Origin of the sequence: Pseudomonas sp. NA-150 (assembly GCF_044336365.1) — a bacterium.
GTDB lineage: Bacteria > Pseudomonadota > Gammaproteobacteria > Pseudomonadales > Pseudomonadaceae > Aquipseudomonas.
In genome coordinates, this window is sequence record NZ_CP172305.1 from 4,149,064 (window position 1) to 4,170,657 (window position 21,594).

Here is a 21,594-nt window from a genome sequence, read left to right on the forward strand (position 1 = left end):
GCAAAGAATAGGTATTTTATTGAATGCCGTACAATCCGCCATCATAGGGTCTTCTCTTTGACCTGAATTGACTCCCCATGCCGAACACCACTGCCTTCCAATCTGTGACCGATGCCGCCAAACAATTTGGTACGCCACTGTGGGTCTACAACGCGCAGACCATTCGCGAGCGCATCGCGCAATTGAAAGACTTCGACGTCGTGCGCTTTGCCCAGAAAGCCAACTCCAACCTGCACGTGCTGCGGTTGATGCGCGAGCACGGGGTGAAGGTCGATGCGGTGTCGGTGGGCGAAGTCGAGCGTGCACTGTTGGCCGGTTACAGCCCGCAAGGTGAGCCCGCCGGTGTGGTGCTGACCTGCGACCTGTTCGACGTGCCAACGCTGAAGCGCGTGGTCGAGTTGGGCATCGAGGTCAACACCGGCTCCATCGACATGCTGCGTCAGTTGGGTGAAAAAAGCCCCGGCCACCGCGTGTGGCTGCGCATCAACCCTGGATTTGGCCACGGCCACAGCCGCAAGACCAATACCGGTGGCGAAAACAGCAAGCACGGGATCTGGTACGAGCAGATTCAGGACGCGCTGGGCGTGGTGCGTCAGTACGGTCTGAAACTGGTGGGGCTGCACATGCACATCGGTTCCGGCGTCGATTACGCGCACCTGGAGCAGGTCGGTGGAGCGATGGTCGACGCGGTCAAGGCGCTGGACCATGACATCGAAGCCTTCTCCATTGGCGGCGGGCTGTCGACGCCGTACCGTCCGGGCGATGAGCCCGTAGACCTGGCGCGTTACGCGCAAGCCTGGCGTCAGCCTAGGCAGCAGATCGAAGCCTTTTTGGGCCATGCAGTGCGCATGGAAATCGAGCCGGGGCGCTTCCTGGTGGCCGAGTCGGGTTATTTGGTGACCGAAGTCCGCGCGGTGAAAACGGCCGGCAGCCGTCATTACGTGCTGGTCAATGCCGGCTTCAACGATTTGATGCGCCCGAGCATGTACGGCGCCTATCACCACATGACAGTGCTCGACGCCCAGGGCGCGGCGGTGAATCGTCCACAACAGGAATGCGTGGTCGGTGGCCCGCTGTGCGAATCCGGCGACATTTTCACCCAGGACGAACACGGCCTGGCCCCGCGCCTGCTGCCTGAAGCGCAGGTGGGCGATCTGTTGGTGATTCACGGCGCCGGCGCTTACGGTGCCGCGATGTCGTCCAACTTCAACAGCCGTACCTTGCTGCCTGAAGTGCTGATCGACAACGGCCAGGCGAAATTGATTCGTCGCGCACAACCGTTGTCCGACCTGCTGGCGCTGGAACTGGATCTCTGAACAAGGGCATGGCGTGATGAATAGCTCAATGTTCACAGAACAAGCTGGGCTATCATTACGCCCATATTCTCTTGTTCGGAAATCTCTGTATGTCCACGATGCCCAGTGCTATCCCACAACGGGGGCTGTCACTCTGGTGGAAGCCTCTCCTGTTCCTGATCCTAGCGGCCGTCGGCCTGTATTACGTCAAGTGGTCGCCCTACTACCTCAAGTCCTTCGTTGCCGCTGACAGCCACAGCATCGGCGGCTCGATCCTCGGTGCGGACCAAAGCACACCGCTCAGCGCTGCTTTGGCTTACGCCCAGGTGTACTTCCTGGCGATCTGGAAAGCCGCGGTATTGGCGGTGATCCTTGGTTCGCTACTGCAGGTGTTGATTCCACGGGACTGGTTGCTCAACCTGTTCGGCCGCGCCGGTTTTGGCTCGACCCTGCGCGGTGGCTTATTTGCCTTGCCGGGGATGATGTGCAGTTGCTGCGCCGCGCCGGTGGCAGCCGGCATGCGTCGACAGCAAGTGTCGGTGGGTGCTGCGCTGGCGTTCTGGATCGCCAACCCGATGTTGAACCCGGCGACGCTGGTGTTCATGGGCTTCGTCCTGGGTTGGCAGTTCACCGCGCTGAGGCTGGTGGCCGGTCTGGTGTTGGTGCTGGGCGTGTCACTGATCGCGCAACGTATCGCCAGCCCGGAACAAGTGCCTGAACCGGCACTGGAAGCGGTGGCGGACGCCAGTACCACGGATCAGTCGAACTTCTTCCTGCGCTGGGGCAAGACCCTGTGGCAGCTGTTCTGGAGCACCATCCCGATCTACGTGGTCGCGGTGTTGATCCTTGGCGCGGCGCGAGTCTGGCTGTTCCCGCATGTCGATGCGTCAATGGGCAACAGTTTGGTATGGCTGGTGGCCTTTGCGGTGATCGGTACGCTGTTCGTGATCCCGACCGCTGCGGAAATCCCGATCGTGCAAACCATGCTGGCGTTGGGTCTGGGTGTTGGCCCGGGTGTGGCGCTGCTGATGACCCTGCCAAGCGTGAGCCTGCCGTCGTTGCTGATGCTGCGCAAATCCTTCGACGCCAAGGTGTTGGTGGTGGTCGGGGTATTGACTGCGCTGGTGGGGATTATCAGCGGGCTGGTGGCGGCGGCGATTTGGTAATCAGCGCCTGACCGAAACGCCGCCTTCGCTTTAGGAGATTTCCCGTTCAGACGCCGCGCTGTCGGTTTGCAACATTGAGGCAGACCTCTGTGTACATTCCAAGCCAACTTGTTGGCGAAGGCTTTGGTTGGGTTTTGCTGATTTTGGGTGTGAATATCCGTTATTTGCGTTTAGCTGGGATTATGGTTCCGCCCTTACGGCGGCTCACTTTTGGCAAACAGCCCCAAAAGTAAGCAAAAGGTCCTTGCCCCGCCATACGGGTCCTCGCTTAGGCTCGGACTGCCCTCACTCCGGTCCTGTTCCGGGGGCACGCCGCGACCCGCCATCCCTGGCGGGGGTCGCGGCTTGCTCGACATCCATGTCGAGCATCCCCCGGAACAGGACCTGCGTTCGGCCTACTGGGAACGGGGCGATATATGTATTCCGTCAGGGAGATCGTAAGGATCAAGAGCGCGGCACGTGCACCCTGCATCACGCCGCCACTGATCACCCCGCCAACAACGCCGCATAGCGCGCCAGATCAATATTGCCACCCGTGACAATCACCCCAACCCGCTGCCCTTTCAACTGTTCTTTCAACGCGCGAACCGCCGCAAAACTGAGGCAGCCGGTAGGCTCGACCACCATCTTCATGCGCTCGGCATAGAAACGCATGCAGTCCACCAACTCCGCATCGGTGGCGGTATGGATGTCGTTCACGTCGCGCCGGATGATCGGAAAGGTGTAGCTGCCCAGATGTTGCGTCTGCGCGCCATCAGCGATGGTGTCCGGGGTATCGATATGCACGATGCTGCCGGAACGAAACGAGCGCTGGCCATCGTTACCCGCTTCAGGTTCGACCCCGTACAACTTGCAGTCCGGGGCCAGGGCACGGGTCGACAACGCGGTACCGGCCAATAACCCGCCGCCACCGAGGCAGACGAACAGCGCATCCAACGGACCGACTTCTTCGAACAACTCCTTGGCCGCCGTGCCCTGCCCCGCAATCACGTCGGGATGGTCATACGGCGGAATCAGGGTGTAACCGTGTTGCTCGGCCAGCTTGCGCCCGATCGCTTCGCGGTCTTCGCTGTAACGGTCGTAGATCACCACATTGCCGCCGTACTCAGCGGTCGCGGCCTTTTTCGCCGCCGGTGCGTCGTGGGGCATGATGATGGTCGCAGGAATCCCCAACAGGGCGGCCGACAGCGCGATGCCTTGCGCGTGGTTGCCCGAAGAGAAGGCAATCACCCCGGCCTTGCGCTGACGCTCATCGAACTTCGCCAAGGCATTGAAGGCGCCGCGAAACTTGAACGCGCCCATGCGCTGCAGGTTCTCGCATTTGAAAAACACCTCGGCACCGAGGGTGCGATTGGCTGTGCGTGAGGTCAGGACCGGGGTGTGATGGGCGTGGCCTTTGATGCGTTCGGCGGCAGCAGCAACATCGGCATAAGTCGGGAGCACTAACGTTTCCATAGGTACCTTCAATGTGTTGAGAAAACAGAGCAATGTTGGGGCTCAAAACCCGGATTCGGAATCAGCTCAGGCGCAGGTCGCCTCGGCGTCCATGAGAGAAATTTCAACGCTGTAGAACGTAAAACTGCCCACCGCAACGATGCGCCCTGTCAGCTCACTTGACGTAGTTGTACGCAGCGGCGCGCGATACGCCGATGTGTTGGGCAATGATCTCCATTGACTTACGAATTTCAAGACACCCGGACTCTTTCAGTTCGCGAAACAGCGCGCGCTTCTCTTCTGGCTTGAGCGAACGCGGGGTACTGGCGACCCGCGCCGCAAACTGATCAATACGCGCCCTGATGGTTTCGGCGTTGCCAGTATCGAGATTCTCGCTGACCCGTGCCTCCACGCTGGTGAACTGGCCCATGGCCGTTTGCAGACTCTGGAACAGTGTCAGGTCGACGTTCATGCACAGGGCCGCGACATATCGCCCCTCAGAGTCCTTGATACCAATCGAGGTGCTTTTCGCCTGGCGCCCGTCAGGAAAGTGATTGGCATAGTTGCTGATGATTTCCGGGTACTGCGGATCAGCGATTCGCGCCAGCCCCAGTTCGGTCGCCGGGTCGCCGACCTGACGACCTGAAATACTGTTGTGAATCGCGTAAATGGCATGCTCGGTGTCTTGCAGGTCATGCACCACCACCTCGCAAAATGGCGCGAAGGTCTCACCCAAGCCTTGGGCAACCTGTTTCAGTTGCTCCAACAGGTTTTGATTTTCGAGTGTTCTTTTTTTCATGACAATGCTCTCAAACCTATGATTCGCGGTCCCTGCTACGGCCGTAGCCTGTTCCGGTCTAATTTACAAAATATCTCGATATTTACTTTTTATCTATTTTTAGATAAAAAAGTTTTCGCCATTCACCAACACGTTGGCTCGCACAGGGATTTGCTGTTGGACAAAAATTTACGGTTGGCCCCATTTTGTAGGAGCTGCCGGAGGCTGCGATAAGGTCGGAACGACCTTCGCGATGACTATTGATCGCAGCCTACGGCAGCTCCTACACAGGCTGTGTGTTGCCCGGGAACATAGAATTTCCCACCTCTGGTCACCGCCTTGGGCACCAAACATCGCCTACGCTAATCACTATCAGGTACGTGTCTGAACAAGGAGACCGTCATGATCAAGTCACTGCTGGCCGTCACTGGACTGCTGGTGTTGAGCCTCGCCAGTTACGCCGCAACGCCGATCACCCCCATAGGCGAAACCGCCCCCGCCACCTCTGAAACCGGCGGTGCGGTCAGCATCGGGTCTCCCGTAAATCCCGACACGAGCAGTCAGGCGGGTGGAAACGGTGGCGATGCCGATGGCAAATTCCTCGACAAAACCCCCGTCAGCGGAATGGACAGTCAACCGGGGATTAATGCCAGCCAAGGCACACCGCAAGGCGCGGGCGCTTATGGAACGGAGCCACCGAAAGAGGGCGATCAGGACGCCGCCGAGTCCGGCGGCTATTGAGGCAGGCTGCTCAGCAATCGAAGTCCAGCGTGTGAACAAAGCACAACTTGTTGCCTTCCGGGTCACGGCAATAGGCCGCATAGAAGTCCGTAGCGGCTATACACGACGCCCTACCACTGTCGTTTGTCCGGCCGTTCCAGGCCCAATTTCTCGATCCGATAGCGCAGCATGTCGCGACTCAGGCCCAGCAAACGCGCCGATTTGGTCACGTTCCAGTCGGTCTTGTCGAGCATCTTGCGCACCATGTCTCTTTCGACTTCCGGCAGGTTCATGTTTTCCATGCCACTGTACAAAGCACGCGGCTCGCTCATCATCGGTTCACGTGGCGGCAGATTCTCGTCGACCAGCCCCTGGCACACATTCAGTTGGCTGGCGCCGATGGTGTCGCTCTGCGCCAACAACACCGTCTGCTCCAGCATGTTGCGCAACTCACGGACATTGCCTGGCCAGCTGTAAGCCAGCATCAATTCTTCTGCCTGGTTGCTGAAGTGCAGATTCGGCTTGCCATAGCGTTTGCCGTGGTTGGCGAGGAAGTGCCGGGCCAACAACAGGATGTCCTCACCCCGTAAATACAGGCGCGGCACCTTGATCGAAATGATGCGCAGGCGGAAGAACAGATCGCGGCGGAATTTGCCTTGCTGAACCATCTGTTCCAGGTTGCAGTTGGTGGCGCTGATGATCCGCAAATCGACTTTGCGCTCTTTCACCGACCCCACCCGGCGAATCGTCCGATCCTCCAGCAGCTTGAGCAGTTTGGCTTGCAACAGCAGGTCCATCTCGCCGACTTCATCGAGAAACAGCGTCCCGCCATCGGCCGCTTCCACCAGGCCGACGCGACGGTCCTTGGCGTCGGTGAAGGCGCCTTTCTCATGACCGAACAGCTCGGACTCCAGCAGGTTCGACGGAATCGAGGCGCAGTTGAATTCAATGAACGGCCCTTTGCTGCGCGGGCCATCGAAGTGCAGTGCGCGGGCGACCAGTTCCTTGCCGGTGCCGGTATCGCCTTCCACCAACACCGGCGGCAGATCGGTGTTGGCCATGCGCCGCTCGGCATCCAGCAATTGGCCGATGGTGCTCTTGAGGTCAAGCATCGGCCTGGATTCGCCGATCAACGCCTGCACCCCGGATTTCTGCGCTTCACGCTCCTGATAAAACGACAAGGTGCGCTCGAGCTTTTCCGTGGCCAGGGCCTTGTCCAGCAACAACTTGAGTTCCGGCAACGCCACCGGTTTGGTCACGTAGTGAAAGGCGCCCTCCTTCATCGCCGTGACGGCGTCTTCGACGTTGCCGTAGCCGGTCATCATGATCACTTTCAGTTCCGGCGCGCTCACGCGCAGCTTCTGGATCAGGTCGTGACCACTCATGCCCGGCAGCGAGTTGTCGGTGAGCACCACGTCAGGCTCGAAGATCCGCAGTTGGCTCAACGCGTCCTCGGCCGAATGGCAGACTGTGACGTCAAAGCCCTTGCGCTCCAGATAGGTCTGGATGTTCCCGGCGAGCATTTCATCATCCTCGACCAGCAGTATGCTGTGCTCCATAGCCCCCTCCCGTTGCCACTTTGAAGTTGAGACTGACACGGGTTCCTTCCTGTTCCTGACTGGTCAATACGATGGCGCCGTCGAAGCGATCCATAATCCGTTTGACCAATGCCAGACCCACTCCGAGGCCACCCTGTTTGGTGGTGAAAAACGGTTTAAATACCATTTGTTCCTGTTGCTTGCTCATGCCTTTGCCGGTGTCGCTCAAGGTCATCTGCAGCCGCCCGTTTTGTGGCGGCGCGATGTCGATGCTGAGCACCCCGCCCTTGGGCATGGCCTCCAGCGCATTGGCAAACAGGCTATTGAGAATTTGCGTCAACAGCACCTGTTGGCTGACCACCGGTGGATGACTTTGCGCGATGAAACGCACCTCGACGTTCGAGCGCCTGATCAATGGTTCATAGGCACTCAGGGTGTCGTCGATGGCCAACACCAGGTCCACGGCTTCGAAGTCATCGCTCATCGGCCGCAACGACACCAGCAACTCGCGCACCCAGCGCGACATACGATCCACCTGACTGATGATGTCGCCGATGTTCTTCTGTGCCGTCGAGCTGGCCACTTCCTGGGCCAGTTCGGCGCTGCTGCGGATGGTCGCCAGCGGATTGCGCAGGCTGTGGGCCACCGCCGAGGACATTTCGCCCAGGGCGACAAAGGTTTCGTTGGTGACCAATTGCCGCTGTTGCGTCTGCAACAACAGCGCAGCCCGGCGCACGATCCAGAACAAGCCGAGGTAGATCAGCACCCCGCCGATGATGGTCGCTATCCAGATCGAGGTGAAGCCACGCTGCATGCGTTCCACCAGGTCCTCGGGTTCCTTGTAGATCTCGACCATCGCCACCACTTTGCTTTGGTCAGCGTTGAACATCGGAATGTAATTCTCGATGAACAGGAACTTGGGTTCGCGCAGTAGCTTCTGCTCGGGACGCTCCTCGTCGATCTCGTGATAACTGGAGGAAACCGGCACCTTCATTTCAAAGGATTCGTTGAGTTCATCATCATCGGCGAAGCGCACGCCGATCAGGTCCGGGTTGGTCGACCAGACCACCGTGCGGTCCAGTGCATAGACGGTGGCCAGCAAGATGTCCGGCAAGTGCTGCACATGATCGAGAAATTCATTGCGCGCCGCCGAGCGTGCCAACGGGTCGATATCGGGAAACGTGCCGTCCTGCCGAGGATCGAGCAGATCACCCATGGTCCGCAGATCGCTAATCGATACATGGCGCAGCTCAGCGGCACCAATGGCCTGAATGAACTGCGCGGTCAGCAACGCGTCACGCTCGACGCTCTCCGTCACCACGAAGCGCGTCGAGATATAACCCAGCCCCAGCGCCACCGCGCCGATGATGAAAAAACTGGCCAGGGAAAACCAGCGCAACAGATTGAACGGCCCACGCCAGTTTCGGCGTTCGATGGTCTGCGGCTCACGCTCGGACATGTGTAGTTTTTTCAGCACCTGCATCGGAGGAACTCCTGGATGCTTTTTATCTAACCTTAGTCGACACTTAGGCCAACCGAATACTCAATCGCCATCATTGGCACCCTGATGATGCATAGGCTCCATGGAACCGTCCGCCAACGGCGCGTTGACGGGTTGTTGGCGCTCGGTCTCATCTTCGAGGAAGCGCAGGATGGCCACTGCCGAGGCGTCGTCCAGGCGCAGGTTGGGCATCGCAATGTTGTTGAAGGTTTCGTATAACTGCAGGGCCACCGGGTCCTTTTCCGCCAACATGCGGTCAGGCTCCTTGATCCAGCGCCGCAGCCAGGTCGGGTCGCGCTGACGGGTCACGCCGATCAGGTCCGGGCCCAGACTGCGCATGCCCAGGCCCTGGCCATCCATCGGGCCGAGGCTGTGGCAGGAGGCGCAGCGGGTGCGAAACAACTCTTCGCCGTTGCTCGGCGGCCGGATGACCGGGGCGTCGGCATAGCTTTGTTCGGCGCTGGCATGCTTCCAGTTCTGCAGGGTGTTGGCCAGTTGATCGGCCAGGACCCACGGATTTTCGAAGGGTGACGCCTTCATCCAGCGGCCGGTGGCCTGGTTACCGACGATCAGGCTCAGGTTGTGGTCCTTGCTGCGACCGTTATCCACCCCTTCGATGAACAACCCGAGTTTCTGCCGCAACTCCGTCACTTCCTCTTTGTTGCCGGTGAGGAACTGCCAGCCCGGGCCGATCTTGAACTTGTCGCCATAGTGTTTGAGCACCGCCGGAGTGTCCGTCTCCGGGTCGATGGTGATGGAGTAGAAGAACACGTCCTTGCCGACCCGATCCCCCAGCAGTTTCTGCACCTGACGCAAGCGTGCGGTCTCCAGCGGGCAAGAATCCGTGCACGAGGTAAAGATGAAATTGATCACCACCACCTTGTCCTTGATCAGGTCATCGAAAAAGCGCACCTGGTGCCCGTCCTGGTTGATCAGCAGGGTGTTGGGGAAGTAATCACTCCCCCAGGGTGTCGCCGATTCCTCAGCGGCAGGTTTAGCGGCAGGTTTCGCCGGTTGCGCCACCAACAGTTCGCTGGCCAACAGGCAAACCATCATGACCATCACCAGATGTAGGCTCAGCGCGCTTGAACGTGGTGGCTGCAACTTCATGTCATCACCTCATTTACTGACTTTGACTTGTGGACCCATGGCATCGCCGGTACGGAAGGTTGGCAATGCGGCGGAGTTCACGTAGCGCACACCATCCCAACTTGGCAGTGGCGTTGGCATCAACTGGAATTGCCCCGGATGTTCAATGTCCCAGCGCAGCAGCATCGAGTTGTCTTCATGCTGAGTGTTGTGACAGTGCTCCATGTAGGTCCCGGCAAATTCGCGGAAGTTGATCGCCATTTCGACGTTGTCCAGGCCGTCGGCTTCCGAGCCGATCCGGTAGACGTCCTTCCTCGCCCATTTTTCCCACTCTGGTGGCGCCTTGCCGCCACGACTAAGAATAATCCCTTCTTCGAAATGCACATGGACCGGATGGCTCCAACCCTTACCGCCCAGCCGAATGTTCCACACTTCCAGGGTGCCGAAACCGGTTGCACCTGCGTCGGTCGGGCCATTGGCCAGTTGGGTGGCTGCGTTCAAGCGCCGTGGGTCCATGTTGTAGCCGAAACCACCGTCGGTCTTGATGGTCCAGGGCGCCTTGTCGGTGCCGTCGGCGCGACCGAAGATGAAGGTACGGTGACGGGCCTTGGCCAGCAGCGCCATATCAGCCGGATTGTCGCGGTGGATCTTCAGCGGCACCATCACCTTGCCTTCAGCCTTGCCTGGTTTGGCCGGTTCGTAGAGCGCCGGGTCCATCGCCAGGTCCTGACCGCTGTAAGGCATCACGACGAACTGCAGGATCTTGCCCACCGCCGGGTCACCCTTGTCCCATTGCGGTCCTTTGCTGGTCTGCTTGATCACCGCCAGGTATTTCTCTGACAGGATGTCCGCCAGCGCGATGTCTTCCTTCGGCCCTTTGCCGTCGTCGGAGGACTTGACGTTCAACAGGTAGATCTTGTCGCCCGGTTTGATACCGTTCTTCGCAAAGTTGACGACGATGTCGAAACGTTCGGCGATGCCCTGGGTCGGCAGGATCGCGTTGTGGTTCTGTTTATCGCCGTCGGCGTCGAGGTCCATGCTGCCGTCGAATGGCACGCTGTGCTCCATGATGTTGCCGTCATTGGCGATCATGTGGAACGGCACGCGGCTATACGACAGGCCGGAATTCTTCGGCCCCTGGAACTCGCCGCTGGTGCCCTTGATTTCCCGGACCATGGCCAGTTTCACGTAACGCGACACCGAGCCATTGAGGATCCGGAAGCGGTAACTGCGCGCCCGTACGTTCATGTAGGGCTTGTACTGCCAGTTGACCAGGATCTGGTCACCGAGGAAGCCATCGGTGTTGAACGGGTTGAACCACAGCTGGCCGTCTTGATCCCAGGCCTTGTCGGCCACCACCAGATTGACGTCGTAATCGCGGTTACCCCAGGCCAGCGCACTGCCGCTGGGAAAGCGCAGGTTGACCCCATCGTCGATGGCTTCGTTGCCACGGTCCAGGGCGCTGTAGTAGTTCATCATCGCCGCGTTGCCCTTGTAGACGTTCTGCGCGGTGAAATCGAGCATGTGATCGTGGAACCAGTGAGTACTCATGGTTTCACGCCAGTCGCCACGAATCTTGATGGTGCCGTGGTCGCAGGTCTTCAGCCCCGGGGTCGAATCGTTGACCCACAAGGTTTCGCCCGGTGCGCAAGGAAAGGCAGCGCGAGGGTCCTCGGCCTTGGTGTTAATGGTGTCGTAGCCGGCCAACTGCATCGGCCAGCGATAATCGTAATACTGCCCTGGGAAGAAAAATGCGTTGGCGAAGCCGTCGCTTTCTGCGGGCGAGTGACCGTTGTGTTCGTGGGTGGTGATGGTGTGGATGCCAAAGCCCTTGTTCGCCGACGGGTCGATCGGCAAGCCGTTGTAATGGCGCATCAGCACCGGTTGGCCGTAACGCACCATCAGCAGTTTCGGCGGCAAGGTGCCGTCGAAGGTCCACACCGAGTTGTGGTTCTGCACCGGCATGTTGGGGTGGAAGCGCGGCTGCACGCCTTTGGCGGTGCCGTTGGTCACCGGTTCCCCGGCCGTGTTGTAGTACAGGCCGCCCGAGCCGAATTCGCCCTTGTTGTAGCCGTGCCCCTGTACGGTGTCGCGCAAGCCGTTGTTGGTCCTGACACCGGTCTGCACCGTCTTGTAGGCGATCTGCGGGTAGAATTCGTTCCAGCGCTGGTGCGACCAGCCTTTTCCTGGCGGCCGGCCTTCGGCCGACGAACCGATGTGGCGGTTGAGGAAGTATTCGATCTGCGCCTGCCACGGGTTGCGATCAACCGTATTGGAGAACTGGCTGGGAAACGGTGTCAGCCCCGGTTGGCGCAGGAATGCATCCAGTGCCGCGCTGGGCGGTGAACTGCGAGCGACGCTGGTGGGGTCTTGCCCCGGCGCCGGGCCAATGGTCGGCGCCGGGAACGGCAATGGCGCCGAAGGCGTGGCAGGGTCCAGTTTGACCGGGCCGAATTCTTCAAACAGCAGTATCTGCTGAGTGAATGGAAGCGCGCCGAACAACGGGCTGGGCTTGCCATTGGTGGGGTAGTTGAAACTGGTCTGGGCCTTGGGCGGCAGAACGTTCTCGACCCGTGTCTCGGCTTTGGTCCCCGCCACCCCGTTGGGCAGATCAAGGGCACCTTCGTTAGCCTCGGGTTCCACGAGAAGGTCATTCAGTGCCGCGGGTTCATTCGCCGGCTCATTCTGATACGCCGAAGGGTCGGAGGCAGGGGGTGGGCTTTCGTCATCAACCGGACTGGCTTGCAGCCCTGTTGATCCCATCATCATGGCCAACACGACGCTGAGCGGCGCCAACCGGCCTGTCAATATGTGTCGAGCTTTGCTTTTCATTGCCATACGCCTCGATGGTATAGAGGAGGTATTAGCTATTTAGCAATTAGCTCGCCAGACCTGACTACTTGAGTGTCAAAAATAAAACATGAATTAAAACAACATTTTAAATTACGTGTTTTCTATTTTTTGCAAAATCGACTGGGGAATGACACCCGCTACCGGGGAAAGTTCACACCAGATTAGTGGGGGCCAACTTGAACGACAGGTACACAAAAGTGCCCTCACCTTCACGCCCCTTCAGGGCCACGCTGCCACCAAAACGCTCCATGATGCGCTTGACCAGCACCAGGCCCACACCGAGCCCGCCCTGCTTGGTGGTGAAGAACGGCCGAAACGCCATTGTGAGTTGTTCATCATTCATGCCTTTGCCCGTATCACAGACGATCAGGCAGACCCGCTGCCCGTCCATGGACTCCAGGGCCAGGGTCAGGGTGCCGCCGTATTCCATCGCCTCCAGAGCATTGGCCAACAGACTGTTGAGGATTTGCGCCAGGTGCATCTGCTGGCTCAACACCATCGGCGTCTGCTGCGGCTGGAACACCACCCGGATCCCGGCCCTGGCGATCTGATGCTCGAAGACCATCAGGCTGTCATGCACCGCCGCCACCAGATTCACCGGCTCGGGGTCATCGGTCAGCGGGCGCAATGATTGCAACAGCTCGCGGACCCACTTTGACATGCGATCGACCTGGTTGATGATGTCGTTGATATTGCGATGGGCCGCGCCGTCGTCGAACTCGATGGCCAGCTCCGCGCTGGAGCGAATGGTCGCCAGTGGATTGCGCAGACTGTGGGCCACCGCCGACGACATCTCGCCCAGCACCACGTAGGTTTCGCTCATGACCAATTGCTGTTGCTGCACCTTCAGCAGGTTCGCCGCCCGGCGCACGATCCAGTACAGACCGAAGTAGATCAGGCTGCCGCCCGCCGCAGTCGCGACCCAGATCGTCCACAAGCCGCGCTCGATGCGGCCAATCAAGTCCTTGGGCTCCTTGTAGATCTCGACCATGGCCACCACCGTGTTGCCACTGGCGTCGAACAACGGCACGTAGTTCTCAATAAACAGCAGATGCGGCGGGGTCAGGAACTTCTGCTCCATGCGCATCGGGTCGACATGATGATAACTGGCGGACACCGGAATCCTCAGGTCGAAGGCGCGATCCAGATCGTCATCGGACTGCACCTTGGTGCCGATCAACGCCGGGTTGGTTGACCAGATCACCGTGCGGTCGGGGGCATAGACGTTGGCCAGCAGCACATCCGGAAGGTGGGCGACGTGGTCAAGGAATTCGAAACGCACCGTGACCCGTTCGTGGGGGTCGACTTCGGGGTAATCCAGGTCATCGCGGGCATCGAGTAGCTCGCCCATGGTTCGCTCTTTGGGCAACGCCGCGTGCAGCACTTCGGTGATGGCAATCGACTGAATGAACTGGGCCGTCAGCAGCGCATCGCGCTCCACACTCTCGACAATCACAAACCGCGTCGACACCGCACCCAGGCCGATGGCCACCGAGGCGATGATCCCCAGACTGATGATCGAAAACCAGCGCAACAGGTTAAACCCCCGTATCGGGGCAACCGAACGGGGGTTTTCGCTGTCTTGGCGGAGCGTGCGTTCAGGGCTGGTCATGCGTTTATTCCCGGAGCCTTGCTATAGGGTTATAGCCGACTGCACAGGGTTTGCTTGGCCTAATGCCATTAGCGCAGCCATCACTCGCAGCTCCCCATCCATCCCCACTACCGGGGACAGCTGCCCGCGGAGGTTAAAACCGACGCCGCGCAGCCAGTCGCCACGCTGCTGGGCCTTGGAGAGGGATAACTCATGCACCCTTTATTGTCTAAAACCGAGTCCGCGCTGGCGTTCACGGCTCTCGCTCAGACGGTTCATTGCGCCTGCTCTCCGACCGCCGCTGACGGCGCCTGCGGATTCGCCGGGTTGAGTGGCGCCGCCGGCCCGTCGGCAGTGACTTTCTCGGCGACGAATTGCCAGTCCGAGTAATGCACCATGCCGTTGAAGTCCGACCATTGGCTGGGGAAGTCGGTCTGCTTCAGCGGCAGCACCTGCGACTGGCTGTACACGCCGGTGATGCGTCCGTCGAAACCGCGCAACAAGCCCCACACGCCGCTGCTGCCCATCGGGTCGGGATAGAGCTGGCGCAGGTGGTGTTTCGGTGCGGGAAAGCGATCATCCTTGAGCAGCTCATCCAGGTCTTTCGGGTATTGCGCCACCCCCGGCGAACTGCGGTAGTAACTGTGCAACGCCTGCGCATACTGGGTACCGGCCCACAGCAACTGGCGCTCGCGATCGCGCCGGGAAACGGTCGACCACAGCTCGCCGGCGCTGGCCATGGCCATGCCCATCAGCACGATCATCAGCAACACGCCGAGGTAGGTGAAACCACCCTCGGCACGCGGCTTACCAGTCGGCGTACAGGCTGCCATCGCGCGCCCTCCCGCTGGCACCGCTCTTGATGTCGGCCACCCCGCCCGCCACACCGTCCGGCGGTGGCACCAGCACCCATTGATCGGTGTGCTCGGTGATCGGGTCCATCGGCGGGTTGCGCAGGTAGCGTTGTTCCACCAACTGTTCCAGCGATTCGGGGTAGTGACCGGTGTCGCCGTAGTAGTGATCGAGGGCCTCGCGCATGGCCGACAGGCTCTGGTGCAAGGTGGTCTCCCTGGAGATCTCCAGGCTGTTGAAATAGCGCGGCAAGGCGATGGTCATCAAGGTGGCGATGATCGCCATCACCACCATCAGTTCCAGCAAGGTAAACCCGTTGTTCCGGCGCATAAGCTCACCACTCGCGGTAGGCGATTCCATTGAGGCCCTTGCCCCGGGTGCGCGAGTAAACGTCGAACACGTCCTCGCCTTCGCGCGGGTTTTGAGCCGAACTGTCATAGGCGCGCAGGCCCCAGCCACCGGCGTCGTCACGTTTAGCCGTGGAGAACGGGTCGCGGGGCAGGCGTCGCAGGAAGTAGAACTTGGCGCCCTTGGCGTTGCGCATATCGCGCACGCCTTCGACCAGCACCTGCAGGTTGGGTGGGTAGCCGCTGCTGTTCAGGGTCTTCTCGATGTAGCCGGCATCGAACGCCCGCTTGTAGGCGTCGATGGCGTCGCGGATCTGATACAGCGCAGTGCGCAGATCCTGCTCCTTGCCCCGGCGCACTATGGTTTCAGTGAGCGGCGCGGCCATGCCCGCCAGCAGACCAATCAGCGCCAGCGTCACCACCACTTCGATCAAGGTGAAACCACGGGCCGGGCGTTTCATGATTCAAGGCTTCTCGACGACAACGTGGGCGGCAATCGGCGTAGTGGCCAAGGGTTTGGCCTGCTGGGCCGACTCAAACCCACGGTCCGGGGCCTGCATATGCATGCTGGTCTCGGTGCCGGTCTGGAACTCCATGTCCGATGGGCTCTGGTACGGCAGGTTGCGCACGATGTGAGGGGTGATCGACAGCACCAGTTCCGATTTAGCGATGGTGTCCTTGTTGCTGCCGAACAACCGCCCAAGGCCGGGAATATCACCCAGGCCAGGGATCTTGTTACCGCTGGCGCCATGGTCGTCGCGCACCAGACCGGCCAGCACCTGGGTTTCGCCATCATGCAAACGCAAGGTGGTTTGCGCGTTGCGGGTGTCGACCTGTACCGGAATGGTGCCGTTCTGGGTCGGTGGCAGCGGGGTCGCGTTACTCACCTCAAGCGCGATTTTGATTGCCACTTCATTGTTCAGATGGACGATGGGTTGCACTTCCAGCTTGAGACCGACGTCGAGGTAGGTGACGCTTTCAGTGATTACCGGGCCTTGGGTCGACGGCACCGAGGTGGCGCTGATGATCGGCACGCGCTGTCCGATGTGGATCCGCGCCTGCTCACGGTTGCTGACGCGGATTACCGGGCTGGCCAGGGTGTTGATGTCGTTGTCCTGGGCGTTGATTTTCGCCTGCGGCGACGGCGAGATCGTGATCCGGCTGGAATTGATGCCGCGCAGTTGATCGAGCACGCTGACCGCGGTGCCATCCGAGTTGATCACGCCGAAGGTGTTTGGCCATTGCAGGCCAAGGTCGAGAATCCGTTGCCGGGAGACTTCCATCACTTCCACTTCCAGCACCACTTCAGGGTTGGACTGGTCCTGCGCCTGCAGCAGTTTTTCCGCCATGCGCACTGCGTCTTCGGTGTCGCGCATGGTCAGGGTGTTGAGGCGCTCATCGACAAACACATCACGGGTCTTGAGCATGGTCTTGATCATGTTCAGCGCGGTGTTGGCATCAATGTTGGTCAGGTAGAAGGTGCGCATCACCAGTTCTTGATAATCCTTCACCTTCTGCGGCGAGTCGGGGTAGATCAGGATGGTGTTTTCGTTCACCACTTTCTGGTGCAACTGGTTCTGTTGCAGCAACAGCGCCACCGCGTCTTCGATGCGCACTTCCCGCACAAAGATCGTCGCTTTCATGTCCGGGCGCAGGTCTTTGTCGAAGATGAAATTCAGGCCGGCGACCTGCGACAGCACTTCGAAAATCACCTTGAGGTTGGCGTCGCGAAACTCCAGAGTCACCGGGCGATCGAGTCGGGTACGCAGTTGTGGGTACGGCACCACGTTGCGGCTTTTGACCATCTGAATGCTGCCTTGCAGCTCAAGGGCGCCATCGTTTTTCGGGTCCAGTTCGAGGATCTGCTGGACCTGCCGGTCGGCGCCGAAGATATCGCCACGGCGCAAATCGCCTTTGGCCAGTTCAAGCTTCTCATCCATGCTGCGCAGGTAGTCCAATTGCCGCAGGGAGTCCTGGGCGCGGCGGTTTTCCGGTTCGAAATAAAGCACCCGGTTGTAGCCCTGACGCGCCTTGCCGAACTCACGCGCAGCGCGGTCCTGGTCGGCCTGGGCCATCAAGGTCTTGACCGCACGGGTGCGGTCACCGATCAAAGCCAGGTGCAAATCGGTGTCCCGGGGGTTCTCTCGCAATCCTTGTTCGACACGCGCTATGGCCGCCTCGTACTGCCCCTGCTCCATCAAGGCAGAACTCTCTTTATTCGCAACCTGGGCCGAACTGCAGGCGGCCAGCCCGATACACAGGCTTATCAGGGACAACAGCAAACGAGGGCTTTTCATTGAGCGCTCCCCACAGACAAGGTCTGGGATAAATGCAGAGGCAAGTAGACGAGGCGCAGTTCCACATCGGAAATCCCCTCGATCCGCCAGGTTTTGTCAATTACATCTCCCTTGCGTACGACGTATATTTTTTCGCCATTCTGTAAAAACACTTGCAGGTCACTTTGGTCATTGAGCCTGCCGATGAACTGAAACGGCATCGCCGGCGCACCCACCGGCTGCGCGGCCGCAGCGGCGGCCAGGCGGGCGACATCTTCGGCACTGAGGCTGACGACAACCGGTGCCGGGGTCCAACTCTGGGCGGCGAACAGGTCGCCGGAGGGGCTCAGGTCTTTGACTTCGCCGGAGGCCTGGCCAGCGCCGGTGGCCGCCATGCCGCCATGATTCCTGGCCTTGGCCGCGACCTTGGGCGCACCGTCGGGCGACTGGCCGTCGTCTTGTTTGATGAACAGCTCGGGGTACCAGGCCAGCGTTGCCGCCACGCCCAGAAATGCTACCCACCCCGTTACGCGCTTTTTGTTCATCATGACCTCGACAGATAAAGAGTCAGACGAATCCGCCCGGTCAGCTCGGTATCGGCGATGTGCTTGCGCTGGAACTCGACATCTTCCAGCACCACAGCCGGCAACTGGCTGAGCAACGCGTGCAGGAAGCGCCGCAACTGCGGGTAGCTGCCGCGCACCGGGAGCAGAATTTGATAACGAGCCAGATGCGTCTTGGGATCGACGCCCAGCGCGTATTCGCCACGGGCCAGAGTGATTTGCTCTTGGGCCGCCATCGCATAGATCTTGTCGATGGCCAGGGTGGCTTGTGGTTGCGACGGCAGCTTGTTGCGGAAATCGTCCAGCTGCCGCTGCGGCACCACCGGCGCGGCGACCGTGCCATCCTCGACCTTGGCCAGGTAGGCACTGGCGTCGCGGGTTTGCTGGCTGAGGTTTTCCAGCGCGCGCCAGCCGGGCAACAAACCCACTGCCGCATAACCCAACGCCAGCACCAGTAGCGCCAAGCCGGCCAGGCCGGTTACGCCCAACCCTTGCAGGTATTCGTGGACGATCAATTTAGGGATTCGCATCGCCAATCTCCCAGGTAGCCGACAGGTTGAACTGCACCGGATGCTCCGGCGATTGCGCGTCGATTTCGTGGTTGAGCAACGAGACGTCGGCCAGTTCGCCGCTGGCTTCCAACTGGCGGTGGAACGCCAGCATGGCTTCCAGGTTGCGGGCTTCGGCGCTGATCCGCAGTTGGCCTTTACGCGCGTCCGGGGTCAGGATCAGCAGCGCCACGTCGTTGTGCGGCAGCCCTTCGAGCATGGCGAACAGGCGTTCCCACGGGCGACGCAGTTGCTGCGAGACCTTGCGCATTTCCGCCAGGTTTTGCGCCTGCTCACGAGTTTCGGCAGGGGTCAGCTCGAGCTTGCCGCCGTTGTCGCCGGTCAGGACATGCTTGGCGTGTTGCAAGCTGCCTTGCTGTTGTTCGGCCTGCTGGTCCAGGTGCTGTTGCGCCACCAGGCACACCGCCGCCAGCGTCACACCGAGCAACAGCAGACACCCACTCAGGAGACCGGAACGCCGGTGAGGCTGGAAGTCGAGCGTCAGCGGGCGCATTTAAGCCACCGCCCGCGACATGACGTACAGCCCGTCGCGCACCGGCGCCGGGTCTTCCTCCAGGGTGCGCAGGTGCACACCGGGAACGTCCGGCATCGGTTCCATCCGCGCGGGGGCATGCAGATAGACATTCAGCGGGCGTTCGCTGGAGGAAGCTTGCAGTTCGCGCTCACGGCCGATCAACGCGGTCAATGCCGCATCGCTGTCGCTGCCGCCCACCGATCGAATCGAGGACCAGCGACCTTCACGGGCCAGCAGCAGGACACTGCGCACTGGCTCGGCCACCACGAACAGAAAATCGTTATTGCCCAGGCTCCGCTCGAAGCGGTTGTAGGCGGCCATCAAGTACGGTTGCACCGAACTCAGGCGCAGGCCACGGGCACTGATCAGGCTGGTAAGGCGCACCAGCAAGTCTTCCGGCAAGGCCGTGGCAATCCGGTCGAGCCCGCCGGCTTCCGCCGACAGCACGATTTTCCAGGGCTGTGACGGTACGCCGTAGAGGTCTTCAAAACACAGCTGCGCAAAGCCCAGCAACTCGTCGGGGCTGCCGATCTGTTCGCTCCAGGGCACCAGGCAATAACGGCTGAAGTGTCCGGAGACCAGCACGCAGACGTCGGCACGCTTGCTGGCATATTCCGCCAACAGCCGATCGAGGGTTTCCAGCGCCACGCTCCAGGCCAGAAAGCCTTCGTCGATAAAGCCGACGCTGCCCAGCCAACGGGTTTCGCTGCCCCGCCGCTGCCCGAGGCCAACACCGCTGGCGCCGAGCACGGCGATATACCGATCACGCGATAAAAGTGACACGATTGATCTCCTCCAGCGTGGTCCGGCCATCACGCACCAGCTCTAGCGCCGACTCGCGCAACAGGCGCAAGCCACGGCTGCAGGCCAGGGCCTTGATCTTGGAAATCGGTTGGCGCTCGACGATCATTTGCCGCAGCTCGTCGTCCAGGTGCAGCAGTTCGGCGATGGCGGTGCGCCCGCGATAACCGGTGCCCCGGCAATTTCCGCAGCCCTTGCCATGCACGAAGTGGTAGTGGCCGACTTGTTTCGGATCGAGTCCCGAGACCTGCAAGTCTTCATCGCTGGGCGTGACCGGCGTGCTGCAACTGCTGCACACCAGACGAATCAAGCGCTGGGCCAACACCGCGTTCAACGCCGAGACCAGGCTGTAGGGGTCGATGTCCATTTGGGTGAAACGACTGATCACGTCGAACACGTTGTTGGCGTGGATAGTGGTGAACACCAGGTGCCCGGTGAGTGCCGATTGCACAGCGATTTGCGCGGTGTCTGGGTCACGGATTTCACCGACCATGATCTTGTCCGGGTCGTGACGCAGGATCGAACGCAGACCACGGGCGAAGGTCAGGCCCTTTTTCTCGTTGACCGGAATTTGCAGCACGCCCGGCAATTGGTACTCCACCGGGTCTTCGATGGTGATGATCTTGTCCACGCCGTGGTTGATCTCGGTGATCATCGCGTACAGCGTGGTGGTCTTGCCGCTGCCAGTGGGGCCGGTCACCAGCACCATGCCATAGGGTTCGGCAGCCAGGCGACGCAGGCAGCGCAGGGTCTCATCTTCGAAGCCCAGCGCCTGCAATTGCACGCCGCTGACCTTGTCGGCCAGGTCCTGTTTGTCGAGTACCCGCAGCACTGCGTCTTCGCCAAAAATACTGGGCATGATCGACACCCGAAAGTCGATCTGCCGGCCATTGATGCCGATCTTGAAACGACCGTCCTGGGGAACGCGCTTCTCGCCGATGTCCAGCTCGGCAATCACCTTGACCCGGGAAATCACCTGTTCAGCGAATTCCGCGCCCTGGATTTTGCTGATGTTGTTCAGCACCCCATCGATCCGGTACTTGATCACCAGACCATTGCCGGTGGTGCCCAGATGGATGTCGCTGGCGTGCATTTTCAGCGCGTCGTACAGGGTCGAGTTGACCAGTTTGACCACCACGCTGGCGTCTTCGCTGATGCTGGTCAGGGACAAGCTTTGCAGCTTGTCGGACTCGACGCAGGTGTCGGCCTGGGCGTTCAGCGATTCCACCGCGTGGAAGCTTTCTTCGTGGCGGGCCAGGTAGGCCTTCAGGTCGTCAGCGTGCACCAGGTACAGCGGCGCGCCGTGCAGGCAGTCGTCGATCCAGGCCAGGCGGCCGCTGTCGAAGGGGTCGGCGAATACACCGATGACGGTGTCGGCGTGGCGCAGCAGAATGAATTCGCGCTTGATGCACTGGGCCAGGGTGACCCGATCAAACACGGGGGTAGACTCGAACAAGGCATCGGTGGTCAGCACCGGGTAATGCAGGGTGGTGCCCAGGCACTGAATGAAGTCCATGGGTTCCAGGCCACTGAGTACCTGGAGCGACGCCAGCATCCGCTCGCCTGAGCTGGCGGCCTGAGTTCTGGCCTGTGACAGTTGCTCACTGGCAAATCGAGTGGGGGTACGTACCGACAACGTCGGCTCGACGGCAAGGGACAGACGTTCCATGGCTTGCTCTCCAACGCCCGGGGCCCGGGGCCCTGACG

Annotated in this window: 19 protein-coding genes; 3 read left to right on the forward strand and 16 right to left on the reverse strand. The window is 60.4% G+C overall.

Going from position 1 to position 21,594, the window contains the following annotated elements; translation table 11 throughout:
- The first annotated feature begins 77 nt into the window (after nt 1-77).
- Nucleotides 78-1,316 carry a diaminopimelate decarboxylase gene (gene lysA / locus ACF0H7_RS19670; protein ID WP_397448545.1) on the forward strand — a complete coding sequence of 413 codons (1,239 nt, stop codon included), beginning with the start codon at nt 78-80 and terminating at the stop codon, nt 1,314-1,316.
- Between the two features lie 89 nt (nt 1,317-1,405).
- Complete coding sequence (locus ACF0H7_RS19675; protein ID WP_397448546.1) at nt 1,406-2,461, forward strand: permease; 1,056 nt, start codon at nt 1,406-1,408, stop codon at nt 2,459-2,461.
- A 486-nt stretch (nt 2,462-2,947) separates the two neighbouring features.
- Here the strand turns inward: ACF0H7_RS19675 and ACF0H7_RS19680 are convergent, their stop codons facing one another.
- Together ACF0H7_RS19680 and ACF0H7_RS19685 are read right to left on the reverse strand one after the other, a co-directional pair.
- Nucleotides 2,948-3,916 (reverse strand): threo-3-hydroxy-L-aspartate ammonia-lyase, encoded by a 969-nt coding sequence (locus ACF0H7_RS19680; protein ID WP_397448547.1) that lies wholly within the window; start codon nt 3,914-3,916, stop codon nt 2,948-2,950.
- 154 nt (nt 3,917-4,070) lie between these two features.
- On the reverse strand, nt 4,071-4,694 hold the full coding sequence (locus ACF0H7_RS19685; protein WP_397448548.1) for a transcriptional regulator: 624 nt from the start codon (nt 4,692-4,694) through the stop codon (nt 4,071-4,073).
- 381 nt (nt 4,695-5,075) lie between these two features.
- On the opposite strand from ACF0H7_RS19685, the gene ACF0H7_RS19690 reads away from it, so the two are divergent.
- Nucleotides 5,076-5,414 (forward strand): hypothetical protein, encoded by a 339-nt coding sequence (locus ACF0H7_RS19690; RefSeq protein WP_397448549.1) that lies wholly within the window; start codon nt 5,076-5,078, stop codon nt 5,412-5,414.
- 110 nt (nt 5,415-5,524) lie between these two features.
- On the opposite strand, the gene ACF0H7_RS19695 is transcribed toward ACF0H7_RS19690, so the two are convergent.
- From ACF0H7_RS19695 to ACF0H7_RS19760, 14 genes are all read right to left on the reverse strand, one after another.
- The gene (locus ACF0H7_RS19695; RefSeq protein WP_397448550.1) at nt 5,525-6,952 is read right to left on the reverse strand and encodes a sigma-54-dependent transcriptional regulator; all 1,428 of its coding nucleotides are present in this window, start codon (nt 6,950-6,952) and stop codon (nt 5,525-5,527) included.
- Nucleotides 6,921-8,390 (reverse strand): sensor histidine kinase, encoded by a 1,470-nt coding sequence (locus tag ACF0H7_RS19700; RefSeq protein ID WP_397453959.1) that lies wholly within the window; start codon nt 8,388-8,390, stop codon nt 6,921-6,923. Before ACF0H7_RS19700 ends, ACF0H7_RS19695 begins: the two co-directional genes overlap by 32 nt.
- Nucleotides 8,391-8,474: 84 nt before the next feature.
- Nucleotides 8,475-9,542, reverse strand: a complete 1,068-nt coding sequence (locus tag ACF0H7_RS19705) for an SCO family protein (protein WP_397448551.1) — start codon at nt 9,540-9,542, stop codon at nt 8,475-8,477.
- A 9-nt stretch (nt 9,543-9,551) separates the two neighbouring features.
- Nucleotides 9,552-12,353, reverse strand: coding sequence for a multicopper oxidase domain-containing protein (locus tag ACF0H7_RS19710; protein WP_397448552.1), 2,802 nt, complete (start codon nt 12,351-12,353; stop codon nt 9,552-9,554).
- A gap of 172 nt (nt 12,354-12,525) precedes the next feature.
- Nucleotides 12,526-13,986, reverse strand: a complete 1,461-nt coding sequence (locus tag ACF0H7_RS19715; protein ID WP_397448553.1) for a sensor histidine kinase — start codon at nt 13,984-13,986, stop codon at nt 12,526-12,528.
- 254 nt (nt 13,987-14,240) lie between these two features.
- Nucleotides 14,241-14,798: a type II secretion system protein gene (locus ACF0H7_RS19720; RefSeq protein ID WP_397448554.1), complete on the reverse strand. Its 558-nt coding sequence runs from the start codon at nt 14,796-14,798 to the stop codon at nt 14,241-14,243.
- Nucleotides 14,773-15,147 carry a type II secretion system protein gene (locus ACF0H7_RS19725; protein ID WP_397448555.1) on the reverse strand — a complete coding sequence of 125 codons (375 nt, stop codon included), beginning with the start codon at nt 15,145-15,147 and terminating at the stop codon, nt 14,773-14,775. Before ACF0H7_RS19725 ends, ACF0H7_RS19720 begins: the two co-directional genes overlap by 26 nt.
- 4 nt (nt 15,148-15,151) lie before the next feature.
- Nucleotides 15,152-15,625, reverse strand: coding sequence for a type II secretion system protein (locus tag ACF0H7_RS19730; RefSeq protein ID WP_397448556.1), 474 nt, complete (start codon nt 15,623-15,625; stop codon nt 15,152-15,154).
- A 3-nt stretch (nt 15,626-15,628) separates the two neighbouring features.
- Complete coding sequence (locus ACF0H7_RS19735) at nt 15,629-17,461, reverse strand: secretin N-terminal domain-containing protein (RefSeq protein ID WP_397448557.1); 1,833 nt, start codon at nt 17,459-17,461, stop codon at nt 15,629-15,631.
- The gene (locus tag ACF0H7_RS19740) at nt 17,458-17,985 is read right to left on the reverse strand and encodes a hypothetical protein (RefSeq protein ID WP_397448558.1); all 528 of its coding nucleotides are present in this window, start codon (nt 17,983-17,985) and stop codon (nt 17,458-17,460) included. Before ACF0H7_RS19740 ends, ACF0H7_RS19735 begins: the two co-directional genes overlap by 4 nt.
- On the reverse strand, nt 17,985-18,533 hold the full coding sequence (locus ACF0H7_RS19745) for a pilus assembly protein PilO (RefSeq protein WP_397448559.1): 549 nt from the start codon (nt 18,531-18,533) through the stop codon (nt 17,985-17,987). Before ACF0H7_RS19745 ends, ACF0H7_RS19740 begins: the two co-directional genes overlap by 1 nt.
- Complete coding sequence (locus ACF0H7_RS19750) at nt 18,520-19,065, reverse strand: pilus assembly protein (RefSeq protein WP_397448560.1); 546 nt, start codon at nt 19,063-19,065, stop codon at nt 18,520-18,522. The genes ACF0H7_RS19745 and ACF0H7_RS19750 overlap by 14 nt, the downstream gene beginning before the upstream one ends.
- Nucleotides 19,066-19,869, reverse strand: coding sequence for a hypothetical protein (locus ACF0H7_RS19755; protein WP_397448561.1), 804 nt, complete (start codon nt 19,867-19,869; stop codon nt 19,066-19,068).
- Nucleotides 19,850-21,556 carry a GspE/PulE family protein gene (locus ACF0H7_RS19760; protein WP_397448562.1) on the reverse strand — a complete coding sequence of 569 codons (1,707 nt, stop codon included), beginning with the start codon at nt 21,554-21,556 and terminating at the stop codon, nt 19,850-19,852. The genes ACF0H7_RS19755 and ACF0H7_RS19760 overlap by 20 nt, the downstream gene beginning before the upstream one ends.
- Nucleotides 21,557-21,594 lie beyond the last annotated feature (38 nt).

Coding starts and splice junctions, on each gene's coding strand:
- lysA (WP_397448545.1), top strand. CDS start 78: ATGCCGAACACCACTGCCTTCCAATCTGTGACCGATGCCGCCAAACAA.
- ACF0H7_RS19675 (WP_397448546.1), top strand. CDS start 1,406: ATGTCCACGATGCCCAGTGCTATCCCACAACGGGGGCTGTCACTCTGG.
- ACF0H7_RS19680 (WP_397448547.1), bottom strand. CDS start 3,916: ATGGAAACGTTAGTGCTCCCGACTTATGCCGATGTTGCTGCTGCCGCC.
- ACF0H7_RS19685 (WP_397448548.1), bottom strand. CDS start 4,694: ATGAAAAAAAGAACACTCGAAAATCAAAACCTGTTGGAGCAACTGAAA.
- ACF0H7_RS19690 (WP_397448549.1), top strand. CDS start 5,076: ATGATCAAGTCACTGCTGGCCGTCACTGGACTGCTGGTGTTGAGCCTC.
- ACF0H7_RS19695 (WP_397448550.1), bottom strand. CDS start 6,952: ATGGAGCACAGCATACTGCTGGTCGAGGATGATGAAATGCTCGCCGGG.
- ACF0H7_RS19700 (WP_397453959.1), bottom strand. CDS start 8,390: ATGTCCGAGCGTGAGCCGCAGACCATCGAACGCCGAAACTGGCGTGGG.
- ACF0H7_RS19705 (WP_397448551.1), bottom strand. CDS start 9,542: ATGAAGTTGCAGCCACCACGTTCAAGCGCGCTGAGCCTACATCTGGTG.
- ACF0H7_RS19710 (WP_397448552.1), bottom strand. CDS start 12,353: ATGAAAAGCAAAGCTCGACACATATTGACAGGCCGGTTGGCGCCGCTC.
- ACF0H7_RS19715 (WP_397448553.1), bottom strand. CDS start 13,986: ATGACCAGCCCTGAACGCACGCTCCGCCAAGACAGCGAAAACCCCCGT.
- ACF0H7_RS19720 (WP_397448554.1), bottom strand. CDS start 14,798: ATGGCAGCCTGTACGCCGACTGGTAAGCCGCGTGCCGAGGGTGGTTTC.
- ACF0H7_RS19725 (WP_397448555.1), bottom strand. CDS start 15,147: ATGCGCCGGAACAACGGGTTTACCTTGCTGGAACTGATGGTGGTGATG.
- ACF0H7_RS19730 (WP_397448556.1), bottom strand. CDS start 15,625: ATGAAACGCCCGGCCCGTGGTTTCACCTTGATCGAAGTGGTGGTGACG.
- ACF0H7_RS19735 (WP_397448557.1), bottom strand. CDS start 17,461: ATGAAAAGCCCTCGTTTGCTGTTGTCCCTGATAAGCCTGTGTATCGGG.
- ACF0H7_RS19740 (WP_397448558.1), bottom strand. CDS start 17,985: ATGAACAAAAAGCGCGTAACGGGGTGGGTAGCATTTCTGGGCGTGGCG.
- ACF0H7_RS19745 (WP_397448559.1), bottom strand. CDS start 18,533: ATGCGAATCCCTAAATTGATCGTCCACGAATACCTGCAAGGGTTGGGC.
- ACF0H7_RS19750 (WP_397448560.1), bottom strand. CDS start 19,065: ATGCGCCCGCTGACGCTCGACTTCCAGCCTCACCGGCGTTCCGGTCTC.
- ACF0H7_RS19760 (WP_397448562.1), bottom strand. CDS start 21,556: ATGGAACGTCTGTCCCTTGCCGTCGAGCCGACGTTGTCGGTACGTACC.